This window comes from Paenibacillus sp. FSL P4-0176 (assembly GCF_037975265.1).
Lineage (GTDB): Bacteria > Bacillota > Bacilli > Paenibacillales > Paenibacillaceae > Paenibacillus > Paenibacillus amylolyticus.
Genome location: NZ_CP150242.1, coordinates 3,237,714 through 3,264,685, shown reverse-complemented (window position 1 = coordinate 3,264,685; position 26,972 = coordinate 3,237,714). Strand labels below are relative to the sequence as shown.

General features: G+C 45.8%; 23 protein-coding genes. 1 reads left to right on the top strand and 22 read right to left on the bottom strand.

Features of this window, described 5'->3' with window-relative positions:
* Positions 1–65: 65 nt before the first annotated feature.
* The 6 genes from MKY95_RS14875 to MKY95_RS14850 all read right to left on the bottom strand — a co-directional run bounded on the left by MKY95_RS14875 (position 66) and on the right by MKY95_RS14850 (position 7,463).
* Positions 66–1,097 (bottom strand): alcohol dehydrogenase catalytic domain-containing protein, encoded by a 1,032-nt coding sequence (locus MKY95_RS14875; RefSeq protein ID WP_036608226.1) that lies wholly within the window; start codon positions 1,095–1,097, stop codon positions 66–68.
* A 42-nt stretch (positions 1,098–1,139) separates the two neighbouring features.
* Positions 1,140–2,447, bottom strand: coding sequence for an aminotransferase class III-fold pyridoxal phosphate-dependent enzyme (locus tag MKY95_RS14870; protein WP_338708741.1), 1,308 nt, complete (start codon positions 2,445–2,447; stop codon positions 1,140–1,142).
* 37 nt (positions 2,448–2,484) lie between these two features.
* Entirely contained in the window at positions 2,485–3,639 is a 1,155-nt protein-coding gene (locus MKY95_RS14865) for a glycosyltransferase (RefSeq protein WP_076249421.1), read from the bottom strand.
* Positions 3,640–3,993: 354 nt separating this feature from the next.
* The gene (locus MKY95_RS14860) at positions 3,994–4,560 is read right to left on the bottom strand and encodes a helix-turn-helix domain-containing protein (protein ID WP_036608234.1); all 567 of its coding nucleotides are present in this window, start codon (positions 4,558–4,560) and stop codon (positions 3,994–3,996) included.
* A gap of 201 nt (positions 4,561–4,761) precedes the next feature.
* Positions 4,762–6,240 (bottom strand): ABC-F type ribosomal protection protein, encoded by a 1,479-nt coding sequence (gene abc-f / locus MKY95_RS14855; protein ID WP_339199454.1) that lies wholly within the window; start codon positions 6,238–6,240, stop codon positions 4,762–4,764.
* 383 nt (positions 6,241–6,623) lie between these two features.
* The gene (locus tag MKY95_RS14850; RefSeq protein ID WP_339199451.1) at positions 6,624–7,463 is read right to left on the bottom strand and encodes a MerR family transcriptional regulator; all 840 of its coding nucleotides are present in this window, start codon (positions 7,461–7,463) and stop codon (positions 6,624–6,626) included.
* Positions 7,464–7,602: 139 nt separating this feature from the next.
* On the opposite strand from MKY95_RS14850, the gene MKY95_RS14845 reads away from it, so the two are divergent.
* Entirely contained in the window at positions 7,603–9,108 is a 1,506-nt protein-coding gene (locus MKY95_RS14845; protein ID WP_339199448.1) for an MFS transporter, read from the top strand.
* Between the two features lie 157 nt (positions 9,109–9,265).
* Here MKY95_RS14845 and MKY95_RS14840 read toward each other — a convergent pair whose 3' ends face one another.
* The 16 genes from MKY95_RS14840 to MKY95_RS14765 form a co-directional block, all read right to left on the bottom strand.
* Positions 9,266–9,649 carry a hypothetical protein gene (locus MKY95_RS14840; RefSeq protein ID WP_036608246.1) on the bottom strand — a complete coding sequence of 128 codons (384 nt, stop codon included), beginning with the start codon at positions 9,647–9,649 and terminating at the stop codon, positions 9,266–9,268.
* A 143-nt stretch (positions 9,650–9,792) separates the two neighbouring features.
* Complete coding sequence (locus MKY95_RS14835; protein WP_339199445.1) at positions 9,793–10,398, bottom strand: pentapeptide repeat-containing protein; 606 nt, start codon at positions 10,396–10,398, stop codon at positions 9,793–9,795.
* Positions 10,399–10,648: 250 nt separating this feature from the next.
* Positions 10,649–11,257 carry an N-acetyltransferase gene (locus MKY95_RS14830; RefSeq protein ID WP_339199442.1) on the bottom strand — a complete coding sequence of 203 codons (609 nt, stop codon included), beginning with the start codon at positions 11,255–11,257 and terminating at the stop codon, positions 10,649–10,651.
* Between the two features lie 32 nt (positions 11,258–11,289).
* Positions 11,290–11,652 (bottom strand): Asp23/Gls24 family envelope stress response protein, encoded by a 363-nt coding sequence (locus tag MKY95_RS14825; RefSeq protein WP_339199439.1) that lies wholly within the window; start codon positions 11,650–11,652, stop codon positions 11,290–11,292.
* 164 nt (positions 11,653–11,816) lie between these two features.
* Positions 11,817–12,293 carry a hypothetical protein gene (locus MKY95_RS14820; RefSeq protein ID WP_339199436.1) on the bottom strand — a complete coding sequence of 159 codons (477 nt, stop codon included), beginning with the start codon at positions 12,291–12,293 and terminating at the stop codon, positions 11,817–11,819.
* On the bottom strand, positions 12,290–14,308 hold the full coding sequence (locus MKY95_RS14815) for a S9 family peptidase (protein WP_076317978.1): 2,019 nt from the start codon (positions 14,306–14,308) through the stop codon (positions 12,290–12,292). Before MKY95_RS14815 ends, MKY95_RS14820 begins: the two co-directional genes overlap by 4 nt.
* 21 nt (positions 14,309–14,329) lie before the next feature.
* Entirely contained in the window at positions 14,330–15,259 is a 930-nt protein-coding gene (locus tag MKY95_RS14810; protein WP_017688653.1) for an ABC transporter permease, read from the bottom strand.
* A 16-nt stretch (positions 15,260–15,275) separates the two neighbouring features.
* Positions 15,276–16,193: an ABC transporter permease gene (locus tag MKY95_RS14805; protein WP_017688654.1), complete on the bottom strand. Its 918-nt coding sequence runs from the start codon at positions 16,191–16,193 to the stop codon at positions 15,276–15,278.
* A 102-nt stretch (positions 16,194–16,295) separates the two neighbouring features.
* Complete coding sequence (locus tag MKY95_RS14800; protein WP_339199432.1) at positions 16,296–17,861, bottom strand: ABC transporter substrate-binding protein; 1,566 nt, start codon at positions 17,859–17,861, stop codon at positions 16,296–16,298.
* Positions 17,858–19,069: a M20 family metallopeptidase gene (locus tag MKY95_RS14795; RefSeq protein WP_076317980.1), complete on the bottom strand. Its 1,212-nt coding sequence runs from the start codon at positions 19,067–19,069 to the stop codon at positions 17,858–17,860. The genes MKY95_RS14800 and MKY95_RS14795 overlap by 4 nt, the downstream gene beginning before the upstream one ends.
* Complete coding sequence (locus MKY95_RS14790; protein WP_339199429.1) at positions 19,066–19,818, bottom strand: FadR/GntR family transcriptional regulator; 753 nt, start codon at positions 19,816–19,818, stop codon at positions 19,066–19,068. Before MKY95_RS14790 ends, MKY95_RS14795 begins: the two co-directional genes overlap by 4 nt.
* A gap of 188 nt (positions 19,819–20,006) precedes the next feature.
* Positions 20,007–20,720, bottom strand: a complete 714-nt coding sequence (locus MKY95_RS14785; RefSeq protein ID WP_339199426.1) for a glycosyltransferase — start codon at positions 20,718–20,720, stop codon at positions 20,007–20,009.
* A 150-nt stretch (positions 20,721–20,870) separates the two neighbouring features.
* The gene (locus MKY95_RS14780; protein WP_339199423.1) at positions 20,871–21,968 is read right to left on the bottom strand and encodes a Gfo/Idh/MocA family oxidoreductase; all 1,098 of its coding nucleotides are present in this window, start codon (positions 21,966–21,968) and stop codon (positions 20,871–20,873) included.
* A gap of 12 nt (positions 21,969–21,980) precedes the next feature.
* The gene (locus tag MKY95_RS14775) at positions 21,981–22,904 is read right to left on the bottom strand and encodes a helix-turn-helix domain-containing protein (RefSeq protein WP_245838080.1); all 924 of its coding nucleotides are present in this window, start codon (positions 22,902–22,904) and stop codon (positions 21,981–21,983) included.
* Positions 22,905–22,928: 24 nt separating this feature from the next.
* Entirely contained in the window at positions 22,929–23,933 is a 1,005-nt protein-coding gene (locus MKY95_RS14770) for a Gfo/Idh/MocA family oxidoreductase (RefSeq protein WP_339199420.1), read from the bottom strand.
* 244 nt (positions 23,934–24,177) lie between these two features.
* Positions 24,178–26,970, bottom strand: a complete 2,793-nt coding sequence (locus MKY95_RS14765; RefSeq protein WP_339199418.1) for an alpha-mannosidase — start codon at positions 26,968–26,970, stop codon at positions 24,178–24,180.
* Positions 26,971–26,972: the final 2 nt, after the last annotated feature.

The window sequence follows — 26,972 nt, the reverse complement described above, 5'->3', positions numbered from 1 at the left end:
ACCGCTGCGAATTCCAACTTCTCGCAGCGGCAAACCCGCTAATGTCTACATGCTTATAGTACCTCTTATAGGATAAGAGCTGTTTTGACCGAATTCATCGGCAACTTCTCTCCAGTATGCATGTCATAACCAATCGTTCCATTAAAGGCCTGTTCATAATCACTCAGCAGTTCCTTGGCTGTCACCATCTGTTCCAGTTCCGGGATGCTTTGGGCAAATTTCAGTGCCGTACTGATCATCGAGTGATTAGCAACTGCACCGATGATACTAATGCCATCATTAATCACGGCTGTTGATTTGAACGTCACCTCATAGCTGTCGTCATATCCCATAGGAATAATTTTGCCGCCTTTGGCAATCAGCTCAAACCCTACATGAAGCTGGTTACCAACCGCGTCCACTACAATATCAAACTTTTTGTTATTATTGATCTCGTATACTTTATCCAGTGTCAGATCCTGAGGATAGAACACATGATCCGCGATCCCTGAAGCGAACTCTTTGCGGTATGGATCAACTTCCGTGCCTACGGTAAGCCTTGCCAATCGTTTGCTAACAAGCTGACACAGGGAACCGATTGCTCCAGAACCAAGGACGAGTACAGAGTCACTTGGCTTAGTTCCTGCTTTCATGAACGTCTGAAGTACACATCCCAGTGGTTCGATCATCATGGCCGTTTCCCAACTCATGGAATCCGGGATGGCATAGATATACTTTTCGTCCCCAACAAAATATTCAGCAAAGGTTCCGTGTGTCGTCATCCCTACTTGATAATCATCAAAATTCTCGCAGTAGATGAACAGACCCTCACGGCAGTATGAACAGGTACCGCAAGATTGCGTGGGATCAACCAATACCCGATCACCGATCTTGAAACCACGAACGTCGTCGCCCACCTCAACCACTGTGCCTACGCCTTCATGACCAATGATCGTTCCTTTATTCGCAGGCACTTTGCCTTTGACAATATTCAGATCTGTACCGCAGATGCCGGAACCATAGATTTTAATTTTCACCTGGTTTGGCTTTTGAATGGTTGGCTCCTCAATCTCCTGGTAAGTCACCTGTTTGAGATCCTGATATACGAGTGCTTTCATTGAATAATTCCTCCTAGTGGATTGTTGATTATGATCTATGGATTAAGCTTCAAACGTTTTCGAAAGTTGCATCGCATGAAGATGTTCCTGCTTCTGAATCTCTTTCCAGTCTGACAGGATCTGCAACAGCGCTTCCTCGACCCATAGCAATTCTTCCCGTGTATGGGCATCAGAGAAAATAAAGTATCCTTTGGTGAAAATGCCGAAGTGAGCCATTCTCTTCACCATGAACTCGCGGAAAGGATCGGTTTGGAAGTTATCTTCAGCCAAGGATTGAATGCAGAAGCTTGCATAAGTCCCTCTCACTTCCAATTGATCCGTCAATCCGAGTAACACAAGTTCAGATTCCAGACGATCCATGATCCGGGTTGCCGGATCACGCCAAGTCGGCCATACTTTCGCATTTTTCATTAATCGTTCACAGGCAATAGCTGCCGCGAGCGCTGTCGTTTCACTGGAATGGGCATTACTGAATCTGACCTGTCCTGACAAAGACATCAAGTGCTCAGGCCCCATAACCGCTGCGAGCGGTAAACCGTTGGCCATACCTTTAGAGATACAGAGCAGATCAGGCCAGATGTCATATTCTCCTGCTGTAGCCTGCTTGCCCATTCGAATACCGGAAGTTACCTCATCGAATATGATAATGATGTCCAGAGACCGACATAGGTTTACGGCTTCCTCCAGCGCATCCTTTTTCCACTCGTTGGGGCATAGAACAATACATGCGATATCCTCGGGAGACGCGGTAATCTGAGCCTCAATTCGCTCCGTAGTAGGCTTGTTGACCCAGATCGTTGAACGCTCGATATCCACCGGGATGCCACGTTCTTTCGTCTGGCCACCATAATAACCGTAGGCAGACCAGTCGTGCCACCCATGATAAGCTGTCGCAATAACCTTGCTTTTGCCACTAGCGGCACGGGCCAGACGCACGGCCCCACTCACTGCATCAGCACCACTCTTGGTGAAGCGCAGCGATGGATAACGACCCTCGAACCGCTCCAGAATCAACTCGGCACATTCAAGCTCGATGTCGGCAGGTAAAGAAAAGCTTGTCCCTTTTTTCAACTGGTGAATGACGGTTAATTGGACTTCATGTCTGGCATGGCCCCATGGCGCCGTACCCATGGCCATTTCGCAATCCAGCCATTCATTCCCGTCGATATCTGTAAATCGGGAGTTATAAGCCTCTGCACAACATACGGGGGTATGGCCCGGAAATAAACGTTCAGGTGCTTTGGCTAAAGTGCTGCATCCGCTCGGAATTACCTTCTCGACTTGTTCCAACCACTCCAGATTACGGGTAAACCGTACGGCACGATCGAGCGTGCTCTCTTTTTCTTTCACCTTAAGTACCTCCCTGTTTATTTTCGTTGTGAGTGAATTACCGAACTTTGGTTCCAGGCCAGCATCCATCGTATATGCGATCCATCGTGATCACATTGCCATACAGATCAATGATCAGATCCTTGGCTCGATGAGCATGTCTCATCTCAATCCAGTAGCGGTTCTCCAGCAAACGGGCGAAATTGTCCACCAAAAACAGTAACCGGTTCTCACTATGAATCAATTCCTTGCCCAGTACCTGTGGCAGCCAGATGGCCCCGTTGGAATTAAAGCGGTTTGAATAGTCCCGTACTTCGGCTACATTTGCAAATTCGGCTTCCTCCAGCTTGTTCCAGAATGTATCGGCATCGCTTCGAACCTCGGCAAGGTCAATCCCGACAATCGGCAGATGCTGGTATTCCTCTTGGCTTTCCAGCTGTGCTTTCAGATGACTGAAAACGAATGGCCACACATCAGCCTCGATTTGACCGCCCCACTTTTTCCAGAATCGTGCCAGATTGTTCTTCCGGTTGAAGTTGCGGTGAATGCCGCTGCTGCGTTCCCAGTGATATGCTTGAATATTCGGATTAATGACTGTATCGTATCCGGCAGCTCGTGCCCGCATCTGATAATCAAAGTCCTCGTATCCGTTAAAGAATTTCTCATCGAGGTTGCCGATGGTCTCATACACCTCCCGCTTCATGCCAAACATGGCAAACACCACCAGTTGAACAGAGAAGGTTTCTTTTGGGATATCATCAGGAGATGCGTTCAGGAACAGGTGTCGGCCGATGGTGTCCGCAAAAGCAATGCCGCAATGCTGCACGCCTCCTGTTTGCGGATACAACAGAACGCCCCCAATCATGCCAATCGTAATATCGCTATCCAGTGTCTCTTTCATCATCGGTTGCCAGTTCGGTTGAAGAATGGTGTCAGAATCCAGGAAGAAAATGTACTCTCCCTTGGCTAGGCTCAGTGCGCTATTAATCGACACGGCGCAACCGAGTGGAAAATCATGCTGAAGAATCTCGATGGTCACACCTTCTCTTACTTCTTGCTTCAGTTTATCCAGATGTTGAAAGACTGCTGAGCCGGAACCATCGTTGATGAAAATAATCTGAGTGGATGGGCTTACCGTCCGGAGTAGCGAATCTGTGAACAGGTTCAAAATGTTATAGTCCTGGTTGACTGGCACAATAATGGTGTAAAGCATGGAATCCCTCCTGATTTGGGTTGATGGAATGAGTACATAAGCTGACTTTGAACTGCACAATTGCATGTGCTTCTGTCCGGCCTCCTCGTTTGAATATTTTGTCTTTATTTGGTAATGATTTGAATCTACTAGAAATTTATATCATTTTTTGTAAACTGGAAATCTTAAATTCTGAACTCTGTTAATATTTGAATATGTGAGAAAATCAAGTTTTTGTAGCTTGCGCACTGAGAAACGCTGTTGTGAACGCAAAAAAACACCCTCAAAGAGTCTGTGTATCTAACGATACATTCGACTTTTTTTGGGGTGTTCGCTTGATGGAAATCTATTGATTCTCGCTGAATTAACCTTTAGCTATCGCTGCTTAAATCCATGATAAAACGTATCCACCACAAGTGCAGGGGCTGCTTTTCTCGCGATATGACCACTTACAACCTGCTGCCACGTCAGGAACATGATGGAATACAACACATCGACAATCCAGGTTTTATCGAGATCGGAGCGGAAATAACCTTTCTGTTGTAACAGACCGACCGCGTGTAATACAGGTTCTCTCAGTTTCAGATCTGCTCCCTCAATCTCGGGATTATAGTTAATGGTGGTGTCATGAGCCAGAAAATAAATTTTGTCGCCTAATGGAATCAGCGCCTCGATCAGCTCAGGTATGTACTTTTCACAATGCTCCTCATCCAGTTGGATTTCTTTCATGGTCTCACTGACCACCTCGATTGCGCGTAATCCGAGATATACCATAAGCTGTTCGCGGCTTTCCACGTATCGATGTAACGTAGCGATTCCGATTTTTGCAGATTCCGCAATTTCATTCATGGAAGCATTCGGTTTTTCAATCAGCAATTTGGTGGCCTCGTCCAAAATGGAATGGAGCCTGGTTTGTTTGATTGTTGTCATTTCCTTTTTCATTGGTATTACACCTCTTGGCGAATTAGTCTACAATTGATCTAGTCATCCATCAAATGATTGGATGAGATTATAAAATTATAGCATATATTCTCACGATATCGCATTTTGAACGTAACAAGTCACCTCTTATATATGTACTGTAAATATAAAGCTTAAAAGCCGCCATTTGGCGGCTCTTAACATGGTTATCTTTCACGTTACTTACAGTTCGATAATTCTTGTTGCAATATTTGTACAAAATTCACGATCATGCTCTACAAAAAGCAGGGTTGGCGAGTATTCCAAGAGTAAGTCTTCGATCTGCATACGTGAAATGACATCTACAAAGTTGAGTGGTTCATCCCAAATATGCAGATGAGCTTTCTCACTAAGACTTTTGGCAATGAGCACTTTCTTTTTTTGACCTGCGCTAAACGTTGAGATATTTTTCTCCAATTGCAGTCTGGAAAAATCCAACTTTCGAAGTATCGATTTAAACAGGCTTTCATCAATCCCCTGTGTGGCCGCATACTCAGATAAATGTCCTCCGAGATCGGACGTGTCCTGCGACACATACGAGATTTTAAGCTGATGATCCTTTCTGAAAAGACCTGTATAAGGGATATCTTCACCACAGATCAGTTTAAGAATGCTTGATTTGCCAGATCCATTTTTACCGTACAGGTTAATACGATCCCCTTGTTCAACCGTGATACTGACATTCTTACACACCGTATTGGAGCCGTATGATATCGACACATGTTCCAATTCAACAAGTTCCTGCTTGTGAAAATCCAGCTGATGAATCTGTAAACGTTCTGCACTCTCGATATTTTTGAGAAGTTTGGATTTCTCTTGAATCGCAGATTGCTGCCTTTGTTCGATATTTTTGGAACGTTTCATCATTTTGGCAGCCTTGTGCCCAATATATCCTTTATCCACCTTGGAGCCGGAATTTCTCGTACCATTTTTGGTCTGTTCAACTTCATGCGACCATCCACCGGTCCGTTTGGCTGAATCGGATAAACGCTTGATATCCTTTATTAATTTCTCATTACTCGCAAGTTCAAACTGATCTTGCCTTCTTTTATTTTCCCACCAAGCGGAGAAATTGCCTTTCTGAATCTCGATGTTACTTTTATTGATGGAAAGGATATGGTCCACGCTGTGATCCAGAAAGGATCGATCGTGAGATACCAAAATAAATCCACTCTTGCTACCAAGATAATTACTGACGATTTGTCTTGCATGGAGATCAAGATGATTGGTAGGTTCATCTATGAGCAGAAACCGATTATCCTTCAGGAACAAAGCAGCCAGCATCACCTTTGTTTGTTCTCCGTTGGATAACGTATCAAAAGGCCGATACAACACATCTTCTGACACTTTTAACAGGTTAAGCTCGCGCACAACTTGCCAGTGTAGATATTCAGGATGAATCTCGCCGATGACATCAACGGTCATGGCTCCCTTATTTTCTACCAGGAAAGGAAAGTATTCAAAGCTAACATTCGCAGAGATATGTCCGCTGTATTCATATTTGCCAAGCAACAGATTGAGGAATGTCGTTTTGCCTCTGCCGTTCCTTCCGGTAAAACCCAATTTCCAATCGGAGTCCAACTGAAAACTAACATTTTCAAATATATTATCGTAACTGCCTTCATAAGCAAAGGTCAGGTTGGTAACGTTGATTAAAGACATGCATATCATCCTTTTTATGTGAAATATAAAAGTAAACTGACGGGATTTCACCATGGAAGATGGCATGGATTCCCTCACTTTAATATTTGAACATAATCAGAATTTAGATTCGCTTATACAATAAAGAAACCTGGCGATAAACCACTCAGCGCCAAGCAGATCTATGCATAGGAGGACAAAGTGTCGGATTCTGATTAGTCATATTGTGAACCATGCCACTGTTCATGTTTGTTGACAGGTCCACATAAACATCCACAACCTCTAATTCAGTCATGACTCTATCCCCCCTTTGAAAGTTCAAAATTTAATACAGAAAACTTAACATGGAATACGATATGGGTCAAGACAGTGTAGCCTCGATCTCATCTTCCATCCCCGTACCGTTAAACCATTGTGTTTTCTGGCTTACACACCTCTACGTAAATTTTGATGATGTACTCATCGGGATTACTTTCTGCAAAATAAGTGAGCAGGTCCAGTGCATACACATGTCCACAGACTTGCAGTCCCTCTTTTTCTATCTCCTCTTTCATGAGGGAATACGTCTCTGGCATGCTTTCGTATGAACCTCGATGATTCATGACGGCATACATCCCTTTTGGCTTAATCCATATCGTTTCCCCTGGAATGGGAGCTTTTATTTTGTTGCCAAAGTAATCCGGATAGTATTCTCCTGCCTCATAGTGCTCCTGAGTTAAGATCGTCCATACCGGAAACTCATAGTCGATCATCTGTTCATCACAATGGGTCCTGTATTCAATGAACTTACGGAAGAATTCCTTATCCCCATCCCCTTGCTCCAGTTGTACAGCAATAAAATACTCCAGCTCACATTGTTCGATATGCAACCCTTCAGGAGAAGTATCCGTGGCTTGTTTCGTCATTTCAATGGCACCACTTAGCAGCTTTTGCATACGTTTGATTCGTTGTTGCTCCAACTCAAGTGCCTTTAATTTCTGTTCAAACAGCTCAATTAACAATGGTGTATTCTGATTTTTAATAAACGACTTAATCTCTTGGAGTGAGCTTCCTGCCTTCTTCAGCACATGTATGACATCCAGCACATACGTTTGTTGCATACCATAATAGCGGTAGCCCTTGGCATTGGTATATTCAGGCTTTAACAGCCCAATCTCGTCATAATGAAACAAGGTATGTTTGGTCACTCCGCAGATCTTGGCAAATTCACTGGTGGTAAAATGTTGTGCGTGATGTCCAGCCATCTATGGGCCCTCCATGTACATATGTAGTCTAAGTTTTATCAATATAAATGCATTATAGTGTGTAAAGAAAAGTTTGACTATAGGGTTACCCGATAGTTTAGTCTTGAATTGTAAGTTATTCATATCGTCGGAGGGAAACATGTCTAAATTCAAACGTTGGATGATTCTTGTTATTGTCTCAAGTGCACTATTACTCATTGTGATGGATATGACCATCCTGTACACAGCCCTACCCAGCTTGACCCATGATCTCGGTGCATCTGCTTCGGAGAAATTATGGATTCTGAACGGTTACTCCCTTGTCATGGCGGGTCTTCTTCCTGCAATGGGAACACTCGGGGACCGTCTTTGTCATAAAAAAATATTTACCCTGGGCTTGCTCGTCTTTTCTGCTGCTTCTCTTGCTGCTGCCTTTTCTCCAGTACCGGCTATGCTGGTCATGAGCAGAATTCTTCTAGCCGTAGGTGCCTCCATGATGATGCCAGCGACATTGTCGATTATCAGAGTTACGTTTACGAATGAGCGAGAACTCGCACTGGCAATCGGCATCTGGGGTTCCATTGCATCAGGTGGTGCTGGATTGGGACCGATTGTTGGTGGACTGCTACTTCAACATTTCTGGTGGGGCTCTGTGTTTCTGATTAACCTGCCCATAGCCATTATCGCGTTTGTATTCGCCTTGAAAATGATCCCTAAACATCAAGGGGATACCTCGAAAAAGTGGGACTTCACCAGTTCCATTCAGATCATGATTGCCATGGTCGGAATTATCTATTCTATTAAGGAATTCACAAGACGCGAAGGATCTCTCACACTCGCTATCATTGCTGCTGTGATCGGTGTTCTGTCCCTGATCATCTTTATTCGCCGTCAGAATAACAGTCCCAATCCACTGCTGGATCTGTCCTTATTCAAAATCCCAAGATTCAGCACCGGCTTTATTACCGCACTGGTTGGCTTGTTTGCACAAATGGGTGTGCAATATATGGTCACTCAGCGGCTTCAGCTGGTGGAAGGCATGTCACCGCTTCAGGCTGGACTATTCACCGTATCCATACCTGTTGCAGCACTCATTGCCGGACCTGTTACGGGGGCCATTATGCACCGTGTGGATGTTGTATATATCAAAAGCTTCACTCTCTTCATCGCTGCCCTTGGCATGGGGACGTATCTGATGTATTTCAATGCTGGGTTCACCGGGCAGATTATCGGCTTGGCACTGCTTGGTGCAGGTCTTGGATCAGGGATGACCGCTGCATCACATTCCATTATGAGTTATGCCCCACCACACAAAGCGGGCATGGCCGCTTCCATTGAGGAAGTGGGTTATGAGCTGGGCGGAGCATCCGGTATTGCGATCATCGGCAGCATGTCGACTCTTTTCTACACACTCGCTATGAAGATTCCTGTGGGAATTAGTGTGCCAGCCAATGCGAAAGACAGTTTGGATGAAGCGCTTATCGCTGCCGAAAGCTTGCCTGCTGCGTCTGCTGAATCGCTCAAAAATGCCGCCTTTGCTGCATTTGACCAATCCTTCTTTGTTGTCATTGCAGGTGTGACCGTATTTCTGTTCATTGCTGCTCTGATTATGAGTTGGCTTGCTGTGCGGTTGAAACGAGCCCCAAAGCACAGCGTTAAAACGTAATGAAATTCATTTCATGAAACAAAGCGAGGTATATACGAAATATGTCAAAAGAAGAGGATTAACTCAATTAAATTCACATCAAAAACCACTACCTGATTTGTTTCAGGTAATGGTTTTTGATATGCCTGATAACCGAAGCTTACCACCATGCGGCACCTCACGGAAGGTAGGCATCCTCTACCTCAACTTTTCGTTCATTCCCCATCGCAATGTATCTTACGTTAATGACATTTCCTTTCTGAAAATGGGGAATATGTGTGATTGGAATATAAGTCTCTACAATTGTTGGGAAGGTGCGGCCGTCAACTTGGGTTACAGTCAGATCCAATCGCACGCCAGGCCTTCCATCCCTACTGGATGATGTCTGCACAATATCATGAATTATTGCTTCTGTTGGAATTCCGTCCATCAGAATGCTCTTGCGAAGGTGATGTTTCTCTTTATTGTTACGTAGCAGTTTAAATGCCATAATCGTAGTGATTGTGCCTGTTATAAGCCCAAAGACAATAATAGCGACAATAATAATTAATGTGACGGTCATGATAACCTCCTTTTAGTTGAAACTTATGTTAACTACTTCTTGTTTAGATCTCTTTTTCCTGCCTATTCTCTTTGAATCGGAAAACCTCAAAGTCAAAAAAGCCGCCTTAAGGGCGGCTTCATGCTGTGTATGTTCAACTCAACTTAGTCTACTTTCGCACCATACGAGCGTACAAACAGAACAGCTTGTTCGCGATCCAAACGTACGCCTTTGATATCCAGTGATTTCAGATCGATGCCTTCCAGGTTAGCCCCTCTAAGATCGGCTCCTTGCAGTTTAGCTCTGCTTAATACAACTCGGGTAAGATCACAGTCTCTCAAATCCGCTTTGGTGAAATCCGTGTCCGTAAAGTCAGCCTCAAAGAAACGAATTCCTCGCAGATCCTGTTTCCCCAATCGCGTATGTCTCAGATTCGTGTAAGACCAATCGCCCTGACTCAGGGTAATGCCATCCATTTGCGCACCTGAAAAGTCTGAGCCTGTCATCTTGCAGGAGCTGAATTTGGAAGCAAAGAGATTTGCACCACCGAAGGTGCAGTTTTCAAAAGCCGATTCCGTATGAATCGAACCATTCATGGAAGCCCCTTTGAAGTTACACTCAATAAAACGACAGTTACTCGTTTCGATTTCTTCCATAGAAGCGTTCATAAATGTACACTGCTTGAAAACACAACTTATGAGTTCTCCATAGCGCAGGTCACGTCCCTCAAAATGTACTGCTTCATATTCCTGATCCTTATATTGATACACTGGTTACACCCCACATTGTATATTTCTCCGTCTTTCTTCATTAAAAGAACTTTTTATACTATACCACACCCCTGTCAAGTACCTGCTTAAACACCCACAAAAGTCAAGTTACTTTTTTATGAGAAAAATTTGAAGAACTAAAAAAGGGACGCATAAAGCGCCCCTCCAGCTCACACTTTTAACTGTTCCAATGTGGGCTTATATATGAAACTCTCCAGTTAGCTGCTTGTTCTATTCGTATCAGAAAACATTACACCAGTTTTTTGGACATCCTGTACAGGGATAACGAAGGTTTATTGATTTCCCCTACTCTCTGGTATCCCAAATGCTCGTAGAGTTTAATTGCTAGTAGATTTTCCTTTTTAACCGTAAGTGAAGATTTGGACAGACCTTGTGTTATAGCTCGCTCCTCAGCAAAATGAATGAGCTGTGTCCCTACACCAAGTCCTCTGCTTTCAGGCAACGTAGCCAATGTTCCGATGTGGTACTCGTCGTTCTCCGCTTCTTTTAATGTCACCATGGAGTAGAACTCTTTCCAGTGTTGGAGATTATACTTAATCAAGCTCCATTTCCGAAGTTCAAACAGCTTGGAGAACGTTGGCAAAGCAAGTTTGTTCATTATAGTAGTCGGATAACACATGATCATGCCCAGCGTTTGGTTATCCTTTTTGGCTTCATAAGCGTACTGGTGACTGAATCGGTTCTGATTCGAACGCCATAACTTGTTAAATGTTTTTTCTATAATGCCTTTATCCTTGGTACCTGCAAGCGAATAGGCCATATATTCAAGTGCCATCTGATTTAGCTGCCCGCCGACTAATGATTGTGGACTGGCTTTTGTTATGGAAATCTTATTCATCGCTGTCACTCCTCTAGGTAGCTGAAATTGGATTAAAGCTTGGCAGCAGGTTGGTTAAATGATAACCCCTCAACGATCACATTCACCGTATCAATGGTTAATCCGGTCAGCTGTTCCACATGCAATCTCACATTGTTTTGCAATTCCCTGCAGACTTCATGCACTTTTGTTCCATAACAAACGACAACCTTTAAATTTACCTCCAGTCTTGATTCTACCTTGCGGATATCTATGCCATTTTGTAGACTTTTCCCGCTCCACTTTTTGGTGATGCCTTCTACAAGTCCTGTCGACATGGAGGAAATCTCACTGGTAGTATTCGCGATCTTGCCGACAATTTTGGAGATCACATCATCCGATATTTGAATTTTTCCCAAAACATTTTGAATGGACATCCCATGTCCTCCTTTTTACACCTTCATTTTTTGATAGATAATAATATCATTTAATATAAATATAAATCATGCAGAGTCCGATTTCAACTTTTGAATTTAGCCGTCCTCATTTCTACCTGTACATAGCAAAAAAACCGCGATCATCGCGGCTTCTTCTAGTCATACTATGGGAATTTCAATTGAATACGGACAGGAATGTGAGAGGATGACTCGCTCTCTGTTCTGCCTTCTGCTGCTACCTCTGTTTCTTCTGCTTGCACGATCCACTGCCTGCCAATTAACGATTGTAGCAGTTCAATCTCTTGTGGGGTCAGACGAATATGCTTCAGTGACAGTTCATCTTGAACGTAATCCCGATCCATCTTACGGTCAAACCGGAAATCGAGCAATCGTTTCAACCCGTTAATATGCAAAAACTTGAACTCATAACCTTGACGTATCGCCTTTTCCCAATCGTCTCCGATATCATCTGCTGTCTGTAGTCTTTCATCAAAATCCATCGCGGATTCCTTAACCAGAGGCAACAAACGGGAATAGTCTCGACGTTGTAAACATTCAATAATCACTTCTTTTGGTTCCCCACTTGTCAGAACATTCTCTACAAGAAGTCCTACAGGAATGGACAGCTGAGTTCGACTCATTGCTCGCCCTCCTCATTCCCGAGGTACTGATTGAACCAGGCATTCACCTGTTCGAAGCTATCGATACGTAATGAAGGTTTACCGCTTTTCAGCAAACTGTGGTTGGAGCCCGGATAACGAATCAGTTTGGTCTTTTTGCCATATCGTTTTAGCGTAGTATATAATTCCTCCGCTTGCGCAATCGGTGTCCGATAGTCCTGCTCTCCGTGCATGATCAGAAGTGGCGTCTCAATGTGATGTGCATGGGCAAGAGGTGAACGGGACCACAGGAATTCAGCGTTTTCCGCCGGATTACCACCAATGACTCCCTCGACATAGGAAATTCCGATATCACTCGTCCCATACATGGACAACCAGTTGGAGATGCATCGCTGAGTTACAGCCGCCTTGAATCGGTGGGTATGCGCTACAATCCAGTTGGTCATCACTCCGCCATAACTGCCACCCGCTACACCCAGACGTGATGCATCAAGGAAATCGTATGTAGCCAGGGCATAATCAACAGCTTCCATCAGATCCCGGTAATCCCCTCCGGCAAAGTCACCACGGCAAGCTCTGGCAAACTCCTGACCGTATCCCATACTTCCGCGAGGATTGATCCACAGCACAGCATAACCTTGCGCAACGAGTGTCTGCATCTCATGACTATATGTTCCCGTATACATTGCGTGGGGTCCACCATGAATCTGCAAAATCAGTGGCAGTTTCCCATTGGTGTCACGTATTGCCGGTGTGGCTAACCAACCTTGAAGCGGCCATCCATCGGAAGACTTAAACTCTACACGTAGAGGCACATTAACAGCTAATTCAGCCAAGAATTCATCATTTCTGCGGGTGAGTCTGAACATTTCACCACTGTCGATATCCACGCGATATAACTCTCCAGGGTGTTCATCCGTCAACGCAGCGATAACCAGCGACGTACCATCTGACGTTAAGGTATACTGATACACATCCTTTTCACCAGCGCCCGTAACGGATTGACACGCCCCATCTTCTTGAATACGGTACACGTCCACATTCCCGTTATGTGTTCCGAGTACATATACACCGCGTTCCGGATGATGGGCATCCGAGATAGGAGAAGGTGACGCACCTGCCGACTTCATATCTCCAAGCGCCGCGTTACCAATCTGCATATCTAATTGAGGTGCGATTGGCCTGGGTATACCTCGATGAACGGGAACAGCGTATAAGCTGTTGTGGCTCCCGCTTCCATACTCACGATCACTGGCGATCAGAATCAGCTGCTGCCCGTCGGACGAATAGGAGAATTGGCTTATCGCCAGACTGGAATCCGTCACTTTGAACAGATCACTTTCTCCCAATCGAATGCTGTATACATCGGTAAAGTAAAGCAGATCCGCATCAAGTTCCTCGTCCTCTACTTGCTTCGAAATGAAAGAAAGCTGCTTGCTATCTGGCGACCATGCCGGAGCACTGATATTCCATAGCCCGGAAGTCACCTGTGTGATCTCCCCGCTTTTGATCTCATATACAAACAACTGGCTGTATTGACCATCCCACCAGCCAGCCCCTTCCGCCTTCGGCGTTGTACGCTCGAAGACTTTACCTCGCAGTAAAGGTACAGACTCCTGTTGGACGTCTGCTTTCTTCTGTTGGTCCTCCGGTTGTACTTTGCTGGTAAACGCAATGTACTGCCCGTTCGGCGACCAGATATAACTCAATATTTTACATGCGGGAGATATCAGCATAACCGGCTCTTTTTGATCTGAATGGAGCGTCCATAATCCTTTGCCCCCATCTACTGAGCGAATGAATGTGAGCTGTGTGCCATCCGGCGACCAAGCAGGTGAGGAATCCTTTGTTCCATCCGAAAGTGCAATATCTTCATCACCATCGAGGGAAATCCCTCGAATTTGCGTGTTATATTCGTTTTTATCCTGATCTATGGTCTGTTCCACATAAGCCACTTGTCCGTTAGAACTGATCACCGGGTGACTTATCCAACGATAATGACGCAGATCCTCCGGCATAATTGGTCTTTGGTTCATATTGATGGCTCCCTTCTCCGTTTATTTATGGGTTGTCTCCGTACGTGGATCAAGCACATCACGCAGCCAATCTCCAAGGAAAATAACACCGAGTACGGTAAATGTAATGGCTAGTCCCGGGAATGTAGCGACCCACCAGCTTGTAGCAACGTATTGTCTGCCATCACTGAGCATCCCTCCCCAGGACACATCGGGTGGTTTGATACCCAGACCCAGGAAGCTGAGTGAAGCTTCCATAATAATTGTCGTGCCGACATTCATACCGCAGATGACGATAAAGGATGAAAGGATATTCGGCAGAATGTGTTTCAGAATCAATCTTCCATTCTTCGCGCCAATCGATCTGGCCGCATGAACAAAATCACGCTCTTTGATACTAAGAACCTCACTTCTTACCACACGGGTGAATGGAACCCAGTTCGTCACCCCGATGACAAAGATCAACGTTGTAATACCCGGGCCAACAATTGCCATCACAACAAGCATGAACAGAATAGTCGGAATCGCCATGAATGCATCACCTACACGCATGATTACGGCATCCACCCATTTCCCATAGAATCCGGACACCAGCCCCAGAATGGCGCCAATGATTCCTGACACAATTACGGCACCCATACCCACGATTAAGGAAACCCGGGCACCATATACAATGCGGCTCCACATGTCTCTACCCAGATTATCGGTACCCAGCCAGTATTCGGCCGTTCCGCCCTCAAGCCATGCTGGTGGTTTAAGTCGGTTAAGCGGATTAACCGCTGCCGGATCATGACTCGTCAATAGAGGTGCACCTATGGCAATTAACACAACCAACAATACAAGCACAGCACCAAACATTCCGGTCTTGCTGATGATCAGTTGTTGCCAGATATAACGAAATCCCGTTGGTGCACGCCCATTGTCTTGTTCCTGTTCTGTACCCGGAATTGGCATTTCATTGCTGCCTGTCATATGATTGCACCTCCTTTTAGTCGTATTTGATGCGCGGATCGAGTAGCCTGTAAGCTACATCCGTCAAGATGTTGATTACCACAACGATAAAGGCAATGACAAACACCGCTGCCTGTACAATCGCCATATCATGTGTGTTGACTGCAACGACCAGCAATTGACCCAGTCCAGGCCAGGAGAACACCGTTTCCGTAATCAAAGTGCCCCCTATCAGACTTGTAAACTGTAAACTCATAATTGTCACGACCGGTATCAATCCGTTCCGAAACGCATGTTTCACAATGACAACCATTCGGCCAAGCCCCTTGCTGCGAGCTGTTCGAATATAGTCCTGGTTGAGAATCTCCAGCATGCTGGAGCGAATCAGTCGGGTCATCTGCGCAGCCAGTCCAACGCCAAGCGTGAATGCAGGCAAGATCAGATGTGACAATCCTCCGCGACCGGATACCGGCAATACGCCCAGCATGACGGAGAACAAGAGGATAAGCATAATCCCCATCCAGAAGTTTGGCATCGCCTTACCAATGACGGATATTCCTGAAATAATGAGATCGGTAAACGTATTGCGTTTGACAGCTGAAATGACTCCAAGTGGCACAGCCATAAGTACAGCAAAAAACATGGCGGCTACAGCCAGTTCAAAGCTGGCAGGCAATCTCTCCAGCACAAGCTCTAGCGCAGGCTGATTGTAGCGAAAAGACTGACCAAAGTCTCCCTGTATCGCACTGCCCAGAAACTTCACGTATTGCGTATATAAAGGCTGGTCCAAACCAAGTGCCTGCGTCAAGACAGCACGATCTTCAGCGGTAGCCGTTTCAGGCAACATTAGCGCAACCGGATCACCGGTGACTCGAACCAAAATGAACACAATTAATGAAACAATGAACAGCACCGGAATGATCTGCAGTAGTGACTTAAGTACGTATTTGCCCATTCCTTGTTCACCTCCCTTTTAAAAAAGAACGGCAGGAACATGGTTATCCAGTCCCTGCCGTTCACGGCCTATCTTTTCAATGACCGGTTGTTATACCCGATGTTACTGTGCAACAGGTGTAATCTCGTCAGCATAGAACATCTCGTCACTGCGTGGCGCGAAGTTCACTTTAGCATTTGTTCCGTAGACACCTTCCATTTGGTACAGATATACGGCTGGGCGTTCTTCAGAGAAGATCTGTTGTACTTGCTGATACTCTTTCTCACGAGACGCAGGGTCCATGTTCACCAATGCCGATTGAAGCAGTTTCTCTACTTCAGGATTGTTGTAATCCGACTCGCCTTTTGCTTCTTCCAACATATAACGATTGTAGTTATTCGAAGCATCAAACAAGGAGTTACCAATACCAATCATGAAGATTTCTTTGAATGATTTGGAGCTGTAACGTTCACTGAATGCACTTGCTTCCAGGACATCCAGATTGATTTTGAATCCGGCTTGTTCCAGCATTGCTGCAACAACTTCAGCCTGTTCTTTGTATTGTGCGGAAACGGAGATAGTCATCTCGGCTTCACCTTCCGCATAGCCAGCTTCTTGCAGCAACTGTTTAGCTTTTTCTTGATCATAAAGTGACGTTTTGTACAATGAAGGTTCAGCACCGAAGTTGCCTGGTGTTACGGATGTGCGGGTTACGATACCTGCTCCGCCGGCAATGCTGTCCACGATTCCTTGTTTGTCGATAGCCAGGTCAATGGCTTCACGTACTTTCGGATCAGCCGTGATGCTACCTTCTGTCTGACGGAATATCAACTGAAGCACACGCTGGATTGGCGCTTTGACAATCTTCTTATCTGCTTCGCCTTCGATCCGGGCAATGTCAGTGGAGGGAATGGAAGACGCCACATCTACACCACCAGCAAGCAATTCGGATACACGTGTGGAGGCTTCAGGAATAACGCGGAATACCACTTCATTCCATTTTGGTTCACCGTCAAAGTAGTTCTCGTTTTTTACTAGTTCCACACGATCATCTTTGGTCCATTTACTGAACTTATAAGGGCCTGTGCCTACTGGTTGTTTCAGGAAAGCATCGAATCCTTTATCCGCAATATATTTTGCTGGCAGAATGCCTGCTCCCATTTTGGACAGACGGTTCAGGAGCAACGGATCTGGACCATCTGTGATGATATCTACGGTATAGTCATCCACCACTTTAACTTCTACGATATTTTTGAAATAACTGTTTTGTTTCAGTGTCTCGTCCTTGGCTACGCGCTCCAGCGTGTATTTTACATCTGCTGAAGTGAATGGATCGCCATTATGGAAGGTAACACCTTCACGCAGCTTAAATCTCCACGTTGTATCATCGACTTGATCCCATGATGTCGCAAGTCCCGCAACTTTTTTCTGTTCACTGTCATTTTTGATCAGATAATCAAAAACGTTGACCAGAACCGCCTCACTGGAAGTATTGTTGTTGTTGTGCGGATCAAAACTCTCAATATCGGTTGCCGCAGCAACGGTCAGTGTTGTACTTGCGCTTCCACTGCCAGTTCCTTCTGTTGCGGAACCATCATTTGTGCTTGTCGATTTTCCTCCGCAAGCGCTGAGTACCATTACGACTGCCAGTAACGTGATCCACAAGCCTGTCCATTGTCTTTTTTTCATTGTGATTGCTCCCCCTCAGAAGTTGTATTCCGTGCCAAAAATTCAAGTGCCACTGCAGACAACATGCCCACACCATAAGGCATCGCTGTCTCATCAAGATCAAACATGGGATGGTGGAGTGGATAGCGAGTACGTTCCTCATCATTCCCAGATCCTAGTCTGAAAAACACACCCGGAACCTGTTCACAATAAAACGCGAAATCCTCGCCCCCTGTGGAGGGTTTGATATAAGTCCATCCCTTCTCCGCATTAACCTGATCACAAGTCTCTGTTAGCAGGTCAACCATGCCGAGATCATTCACGACAACAGGGTATCCATCGCCGTAGACAACTTCGCATCCTGCTCCGAATGAATCACAGACCCCTTTAACAACCTGCTCGATCAGAGCTGGCATCCGCTCACGAATGGCAGGTGAGAGTGTACGAACCGTACCGATCATCTCCACTTCGGGGGCGATGGCTGTTCCCATATAACCTCCCGTGATTTTGCCAATCGTGACTACTGCCGGTTCAAGTGGATCAACCATCCGACTGACGATATTTTGCAATGCGGTGATGACCTGAGCGGATACCGCGATTGCATCAATACCCTCATGCGGACGAGCTGCGTGGCCACCCTTGCCAAACACCTTGATAATCAAGGGATCAGCTGATGCAAAAGCAACGCCCTGACTTACGCCCAAGGTTCCCGTGTCCTGTCCAGGTGTCATGTGTAATCCTGCGATGGCATCAACCTTTGGATTCTCCAGAACACCGTCCTGGATCATGGCTCTTGCACCTGCAAGTCCCTCTTCTGCTGGCTGGAAAATAAATTTGATGTTGCCTGACTTCGGTCTTCCAAGACCAGTAAGCAGTTGGGCGGCTCCCATCAGGATGGAGGTGTGAGCGTCATGCCCACACAGATGCGCTTTGCCTTCTACTTGCGAACGGTATTCCACCGCTTTCTGATCCTGGATTGGCAAGGCATCCATGTCTGCGCGCAAAGCAAAGGTTGGTCCGTCGGTCTCTCCGCGAAGCAGGCCTGTAACCCCGGTCTGTCCGACATTGCGTGTAACTTCCAACCCCAGGCTTTCCAGATGCTCAGCTACGATAGCAGATGTGCGATGCTCCTCATAACCGATCTCCGGATGCTCATGTAAATCTCTGCGCCAAGCACTTAACTGGGCTTGTAGTGGCTGAGCCAGCTGTATTAGTTCTGAACGATTCATTTGCTGTCATTCCCTTCATTTTTGTCCGATTCAGAATCCAAACGGGCATAGATTGCATCCGCTGAGAATTCGATATGCCTTTTCATCGTCTCCTTAGACTTAGTGCTATCATGGGCTTTCAATGCTTCAAGAATCTCCATATGTACACCGTGGTTGACGGTACGTATCCGGTCATCATAAGGCATCAAGTCAAGCGCCGGATTAATTTTCGTCCGGATCTGTCTGACGGCTCTCTCGCAGTATGGATTCCCCGAAGCCTTGGAGATGGTTAGATGAAATTTCACATCCAGCGCCCTGAACCATTCCCTTGTGCAGTCTGGCTCTATACTTTGCTCCATGTAACCCTCAAGCAACTCCAGTTCGCCTGCGGTGATCCGCTCAGCAGCGAGAAAAGCTCCCTCTGGCTCGATGATGGTTCGATATTCGAACACCTTCAGCATCTGTGACCAATCCCGTTTAATTTCTTCTCTGGTCCGTTTATGCGAATTGGCTGTCAGAGGCAGTACAAATGTTCCGCCTTTGGCACCCACCCTTTTCTCTATCAAGCCTTTCTCTTCCAGTGAAGAGAGTGCCTCGCGAACAGTAATCCGGCTTACGTTAAAAATCTCTGCCAGATCTCGCTCGGCTGGAAGCTGTTCTTCACTCATTAATTCTTTCAAAATAATGGCTTCTTCCAGTTGTTCCCTAATGAATTCACTAACCTTTTTGGTAGATACTTTCTCAAAACGAAATGAAAACGTACTGGACATCTAAACACTCCGATCTGTATATGGTCTAGACCTTATACCATTAATATAATTCCGACTAAACTTATATGCAATACTTTTTTTCAAGTAAATTCATATTTTTTTTGTAACCACCTCCAAATTGAAGCATTTTGGCACAAAAAAGACGCATCTACACGCAGCAGATGCATCTTCGCTTTCGTTATTCTCCTCTATAACTTCTTATTGGCAAAGGGTCTGAAATCCTCTGTAACCGCAAGTTTTTTGCTTCCCCTCAGGTAAAAGCTGTCATCCGCTCTCCAGGTATGACTCTTTTTGTTCTGTCTGCGGTGATAGACATAATTGTAAGGAGAGGTCGCGTACGCTTTGAATCCTCTTTTTCTGCATTGTCTCAGGAAGGTCACATCTTCCCCTATTGAACGGTCCGTGAAGCGGACTTTTTTCAAGATCTCTCTTTTGAATAAAATAGTGCCCCCTTGAACAAATTCAACCGGTTTATTTTTTTCAGCAGGAGATCTGACCAACAATGTCTTGGATGCGCCCAAATAGACCAGGCACGAATGTTTACCCACAATATCACTTTTGGTCCGTCTAAGTTCTCTCACCTGCTCTGTTAAATAATACGGCGAATAGTAGTCATCATCATCAAATTTGGCAATCAGCGAAAAGAGTGCCCTTGTCATGCCAGCGTTCAGGCTTTGTCCTAGGGAAATGCTCTCCGGAACTTGATAAACATGAACATTGGCAAGATTTCGAACCCGGTTTTGGTATAATGCCAGATTCATACTGTCATGATTCAGGACAATGATCAGTTCTTTGCTTTGATAACGCTGGCGACTGTAATTTTGCAGAATGTTGTCAAAAAATTGCGGTCGATTGGTACACACAACAATGGAAACACCATGACCCGTTTTGTGTTTAGTCAAGACATACCCTCTTTTCAGCTCATTTTTCTCTCATCATATGTGCCGAAATAGAGTATGGTATGGACCAATAGCTAGTATCCAAAACACCAAAAACCCTCTGTCCTCAATAACGGGACAAAGGGTTTTGTAATCTATTGTTTTAAGCCTTTTCTATGCTTCGTTACCGTTATTCAAGTACACGGCCTTGCCTGTGCGAGCAGATTCATAGAGTGCTTCCAAGATCTGAGATACAATCAGTGCTTGTTTCGGTGTGACCACCGGCTCCTGATCGTTCTCAATCGCTTCAATCCACTTTCTCATCTCAACATCCGGTGCGCTCTCGCTCTTACCATCGTAGAAAGCTACCCCGCCTGCACTCAGTTCAATCTCATTGGTGTATAAACGGCTGAATTTCTCACCATTGATGCGCAGTCCGTTCTTCATGTCCGCACCCGCTTCGCTACCGCTCAAGCTACATTTTGCCTCATCCACATCCAGTGAGTTCAGTGCCCAACTGGATTCCAGCATGATCGTTGCCCCATTCTCCATTACAATCATGCCAAAGGCCGAGTCCTCTACGGAGAATTGTTTCGGGTCCCACGGGCCCCAGGCATTGGCCGCATTTTCACGTTGTGAAAGCTCATGATAGGTCGTACCCAGCACAACTTTTGGTTGATAGTTATCCATCATCCAGAGCGTCAGATCAAGTGCGTGCGTACCAATGTCAATCAGCGGACCGCCACCTTGCTTCTCTTCATCCAGGAAAACACCCCATGTTGGTACTGCTCTACGTCTAATCGCATGTGCTTTGGCAAAATAAATATTACCCAAGTCACCCGCTTCGCACACCTTCTTCAAGTACTGACTGTCTTCTCTGAAACGATTGTTATATCCGATGGTAAGTTTTTTGCCGGTACGTTCTGCCGCTTCCAGCATGAGCTGTGCTTCAGCAGATGTCTTCGCCATTGGCTTTTCACACATCACGTGTTTGCCTGCCTCCAGAGCAGCAATAGAAATCTCGGCATGAGAAATATTCGGTGTAAGCACATGCACAATATCCAAAGACTCATCCTTGAGCAATTCCTGATAATCCGTGTAGACTTCGGCTTCAGTAGTGCCATATTTCTGTTTGGCTTCATCCGCACGTTCCTTAACGATATCACAGAAAGCCACCAGTTCAACATTATCTAATTTACTCAGACTCGGCAGATGTTTGCCATTCGCGATTCCACCACAGCCAATAATTCCGATACGATATACTTTACTCATATATATTCACCCTCACTTAAGTATTGGTTGTTTCATTTTACGAAAAGCCGACGGGGTCATCCCCAGACGTTTGCGAAATACAGCATGCAAATAGTTGGCATTATTGAATCCTGAAGCAAGAGCGATCTGTTCAATGGATACGTTACTTTCTTCCAGATTGCGGCACACGGCGCGCAGACGAATATCCTCCAGCACACGGCTGAACGGCATCTCCGGCTGTACTTGGTAGAAAATTCGCTGCAATTGTCTGCTGCTAATATGAAGTTTCTCTGCTACATGTTCCAGCGTGACCACTGTAGGGTGATTCGCCTCCATATATTGCACTGCATACTCATAACGATACACCGACATATCCCGCACAGGGGCTTCCGGTCGATTCCCCCCGGTGTCGTATGCTCGCACGGTTTTGAGTAATATGCTGATAACCAGTTGCTTGATCGACGTATAATAACCTAACAATTTCTGATCACATGCCTCATAGGCTTCCAAAAAACAATGCATCGCCCGATGATAATCATTCACCGGAGTAAGCGGAAGCGTTCTCAGCTTTTCCATCGTTTCCTCGGATTCTGCTGCTTCCCAGGGATCGACATGTTCTCTTGGCTTGTGAACGATATCCACATGAAGACATAGTTCATCCATGTCCTCTTTAGCATCAGCCTCCTGATAATGAACGACACCTGGTCCAGTCAAATACAGCATACCTTCCGAGAGTGCATGTGTCTGATCATCCAGAATAACTTTACCTTTACCTCTCGGGATAAAATGAAACTCAAACTCCGCATGATTATGGAAATCCACAACTCGGCCCGCTGGAAAAGAAGTCAGATGAAATCGCATCACACGAATCTCATAATGTCCCCAAACCATTAGAATATCCAGTCTCTCCAGGAGATCCTGCCGTTCAAGCATTTTCTCATAAGGATACAGGCTCAAGATTGCACACCTCCTTAATAAAAACTAACCCTTCAACTCTTTCAGAGTAATTCTGCGCCCTTCTTTGGCAGAGAGATTCGCTGCTTCCATCAAACGGGTCAGCTCCATAGCGATCTGCACGTTTTCAGTTGCATCCGTATCATTCTGTATATGTGCAACCCATTGATTGAATGCGCTTTCTCTTTGGTCTGCCAAAGGAAGTTCAGTCCAGTCATCATACTGTCCCTGTACTGCTTTCGTGCGAATCAATAACTTTTCATCAGGTGTCCCATACAGAAGTGTACCTTCCGTGCCATGAACCTCAATCGTAAACGGAGAATGGCTATTCACAAAACCGGCTTCAACAACGCCGACTGCTCCAGAATCCGTAAACAAGGTTGCGACTGCATTATCTTCCACTTCTTTGCCTGTAATATATCCGAAGTTGGCGTTAACCGCAGTTACTTCCTGACCAAGAAACAGTTTGGCGAGATACATTGGATGGCAACCCAGATCAATGAGTGCACCGCCCTGACAATCCTTCAGTTCATAGAAGTGTTCAGGCAACCAGTTGGAAATTGCTCCATCATGTGATAAACGCGCTCTAACATAAGTTATTTTACCAAGTAATCCTTGGTTAAGTACATCCTGAATCGTTAACGTATACCCTGCATTCAGACGTGGCAAGGAGACAGTCATTTTGACCTTGTTGGCCTTTACCTCATTAAAGATTCCGTTGGATTCCGCCTGTGTCGACGCAATAACCTTCTCCGTGAAGATGTGTTTACCTGCTTTTGCAGCAGCGGTGATCACCTCTTCATGGATGCGAGTTGGCGCATCTACAATAACGGCGTCGATGTCATCCTTGGCCAACATATCTTCGAGTGAAGCATAGAATGGTACGTTTAAACGTTCAGCCGCTTCCTGACCACGCTTGGCATCTTCATCCCATACAGCGGCGATGACTGTATCCTCATGTTCCTGTGCTTGCTTGATGTAATCCCATGCGTGAACATGCCACAAACTAATTTTTCCAATTCGAATGGTCAATGTGTCTTACCTCCATACTATATAATATTCTGACATTTATCTATAAGTTATCATAGACTTAATCTATTTTTAATAGAAACTCGCGACAATAAATGTATAAAATCACGACATGAATGTTATTAGACATTTATACACTTGCCCAAATCCCTGATATATTTTACATAACGAGGTCGCATAACAAAAACCCCCTGTCCACAATAACGTGAACAGGAGGTTTCTATAGCTATGCTTTTCAAAAATCAACTCACCGTAACGTATAACCTTGTGTAACAATCTTGTACCCGGATACCGTCTGGCTTTGCCCCTCCAACGTGTCCTTAACCCGTTCCAGCACATCGCTCTCATAAACGGAGGCTGATTCGAATCCAGGCTGTACGTTCAACTCAACGGTTTCGGAGTTCAGATTATACCAGCGAGCAATCAAATCTCCGGTTTCCTCTGCGATCTTCAATGTGGAGAAGGCTAGTGACGAACCTTGTGCATTCCATGCCAGCCATTGCTTCGACAGAGGCAGTTCAACCTTTTTCCCATCAGCACCGGCATGACTTTCTCGCTCAAACGTGCGTGCTAGTGCCCCTAGCTGTACAGTCGTCCACAGAATCGGATACACATATGCGGATGCACATGCTCCTGACTGTGCGGCATCACCTGCAAATGGAATAATCGCATATTCCACGCTCTGAGGTCCCAGACATTGGGCTTCCGGTGTTTCAAACACACCCCAATCTCCCAACTCCGAAGAGGCACGCAGCAGCGTAACCGCAATCGTACTGCCCTCTTCATGCTGTAAAATCTCGTATTCATTCAGCCCTTTGTTTGCAATCATCAAGCCATGATCACCATCGGTCACATGTACAAACCCTTGCTGATGCTGTGCATTACTCGGATTCACCCATTCTTTGGCCGGTGTATTGGAACGTTTGGCAACTTCAAAGATGGAATCCGCATAATGATCCTCTGTCACCAGTCCTGACGGAAAGAGTGCGCGCAGTCGATGATCCTTGGCCTGATTGTTAAAGTCAGTTTTTACCTTGACCATATTACTGCCTGCTTCCAACGTATACGTTGTCGTAATCACCAACGGAACAGTGTTCTTGACTCGCTGTGCCTTCCGTTCTGTAAAAGGAACCATTTGGCGCTTCTCCAGCTCGAACAGTTCATCTGCTCCAGCAGGAATATCCCAGCGTAATACACTTTGCATAACTGCCCGATACGGAGACTGCTCCACAATCCGCAGGTCCGCCTTCAGATGCTCCGTGGTCAGCGTTGTCTCTCCCTCGGGTTGACGGTAGACATATTCATTGCCGATATCACCGGTATTCTCATATGAATTCAATCCCTGGTATACAGCACCGGAGACCTTATCTTCAATCGTTGCCGTACCATTCTCTTCAACCGTCACCCGCAATTGACCGTTCTCCATCATCATTCCCTGAACCTGGATGAGTTCGCTCATATCGGGCACTTCAGCAATCTCTGCCTGTTTCTCCACTGGAATGAGAGCATACGTCTTATAGCCCAGAGAAGGTACATCCACCGCCTGAAAAGTCACTCTTACTTTACGAGCCATATAAGGTTGTCGGAAACGATCCTTCGGAAGTTCATAGCCAAAATGTGCACCCAGATCGTTAATTTCTGCCGAATACACTTGTCCATCCGAATCGACCAGCTGATACACTGGTAGTGCATCTTTTTCCACCTTCTGCGCAAGTGCCTGAGGGTTAGGACCTTCCGGGAAAAATGCTTTGTCCACAATCAGATCCATCTCAATGATTCCATTTCGATTCCATCCACTCGTGTTAAACACAGTGAACAGCACTGCTTCCTCTCCCCGAGCCTCAGCAGATTGCACACGAATGGACTCAGCAATAGCCTGCGCGCTCTGGGAAACCAATTTCTCTGCAAGTTGTCTGCTCTTGGCGAAGCGGGTCACCATCTCACGGTGAACCTCATCGACACTGCATCCGCAGATGCTATCATGTGGGTGGTTCTGCATCAGCATCTTCCATGCATGCGTCAATAGATGATGCGGATAATCTTTTACCCCGGCTATATGGGCCATGGCGGCCAGTGGTTCGGCTACTTTTTCAAGCAACGTCTGCCCCTGCTGGTTCAACTGTTTCAGATAAACCCTTGCGGATGCCGTATTCACCAGTGTTCCCCAACCATCCGTGTGCTGACTGCGAAGCTCACCCTCAATGGTCGCCAGATGCTCAGGGACTTCCTTCGTAACCGCCTCAATGTAATCGTCAAAATTGGAGTGAATAAATTCAACATCAGGATACAATGCAGCCGCCGTGCGTAAAGCCTCTGGCAGATCCGTCTGGATCGGCTGATGATCACAACCATTCATGAACAACAGATGTGGAGTCGAGGCAAACTTCTCGGCATCCGCCAGATTTTTATCCCAATAGGCTCGGGCTTTCTCCGAATCAACCGGAACCTCCATCCCGTTGCAGTACCAATTCGCGAACAAAATGCCGAGCACTTCCGAACCATCCGGCGAACGCCAGATCATCTCCGAATAGGGAGATTCGTAACTATCCGCATCAACCACCGCATTATTGAATCCCGTAGGCTTTACCCCGCGTCCAAAGATCGCGTTATGAATGTCCGCCTGTTGCAGAATCTGCGGTGCCTGTCCCATATTTCCGAACGAGTCTGGGAAGTATCCCGTCTTGGATATCACACCCAAAGGTCGAGCATCACGATGACCGATGAGCAGATTGCGCAAGTTGGCCTCGCCGCTGGTCAGAAACTCATCCTGTAACACATACCATGGACCAAAATGGATGCGTCCTTCACGAATATAACGGTCGAGCCTCTCCTGTTGTTCGGGCCGAACCTGCAAATAATCTTCACGAATAATCGTCTGACCATCCAGATGGAAATAGCGATATTCCGGGTCCTGATCGAGCGTATCCAGCAGTTTATCCATCAGCTCAATGAGCAGTACATGATGGTGTTCATAAGGCATATACCATTCGCGGTCCCAATGGGTATGCGAGATGAGATGTGCCGTCTTTTTGGTTGTCATGT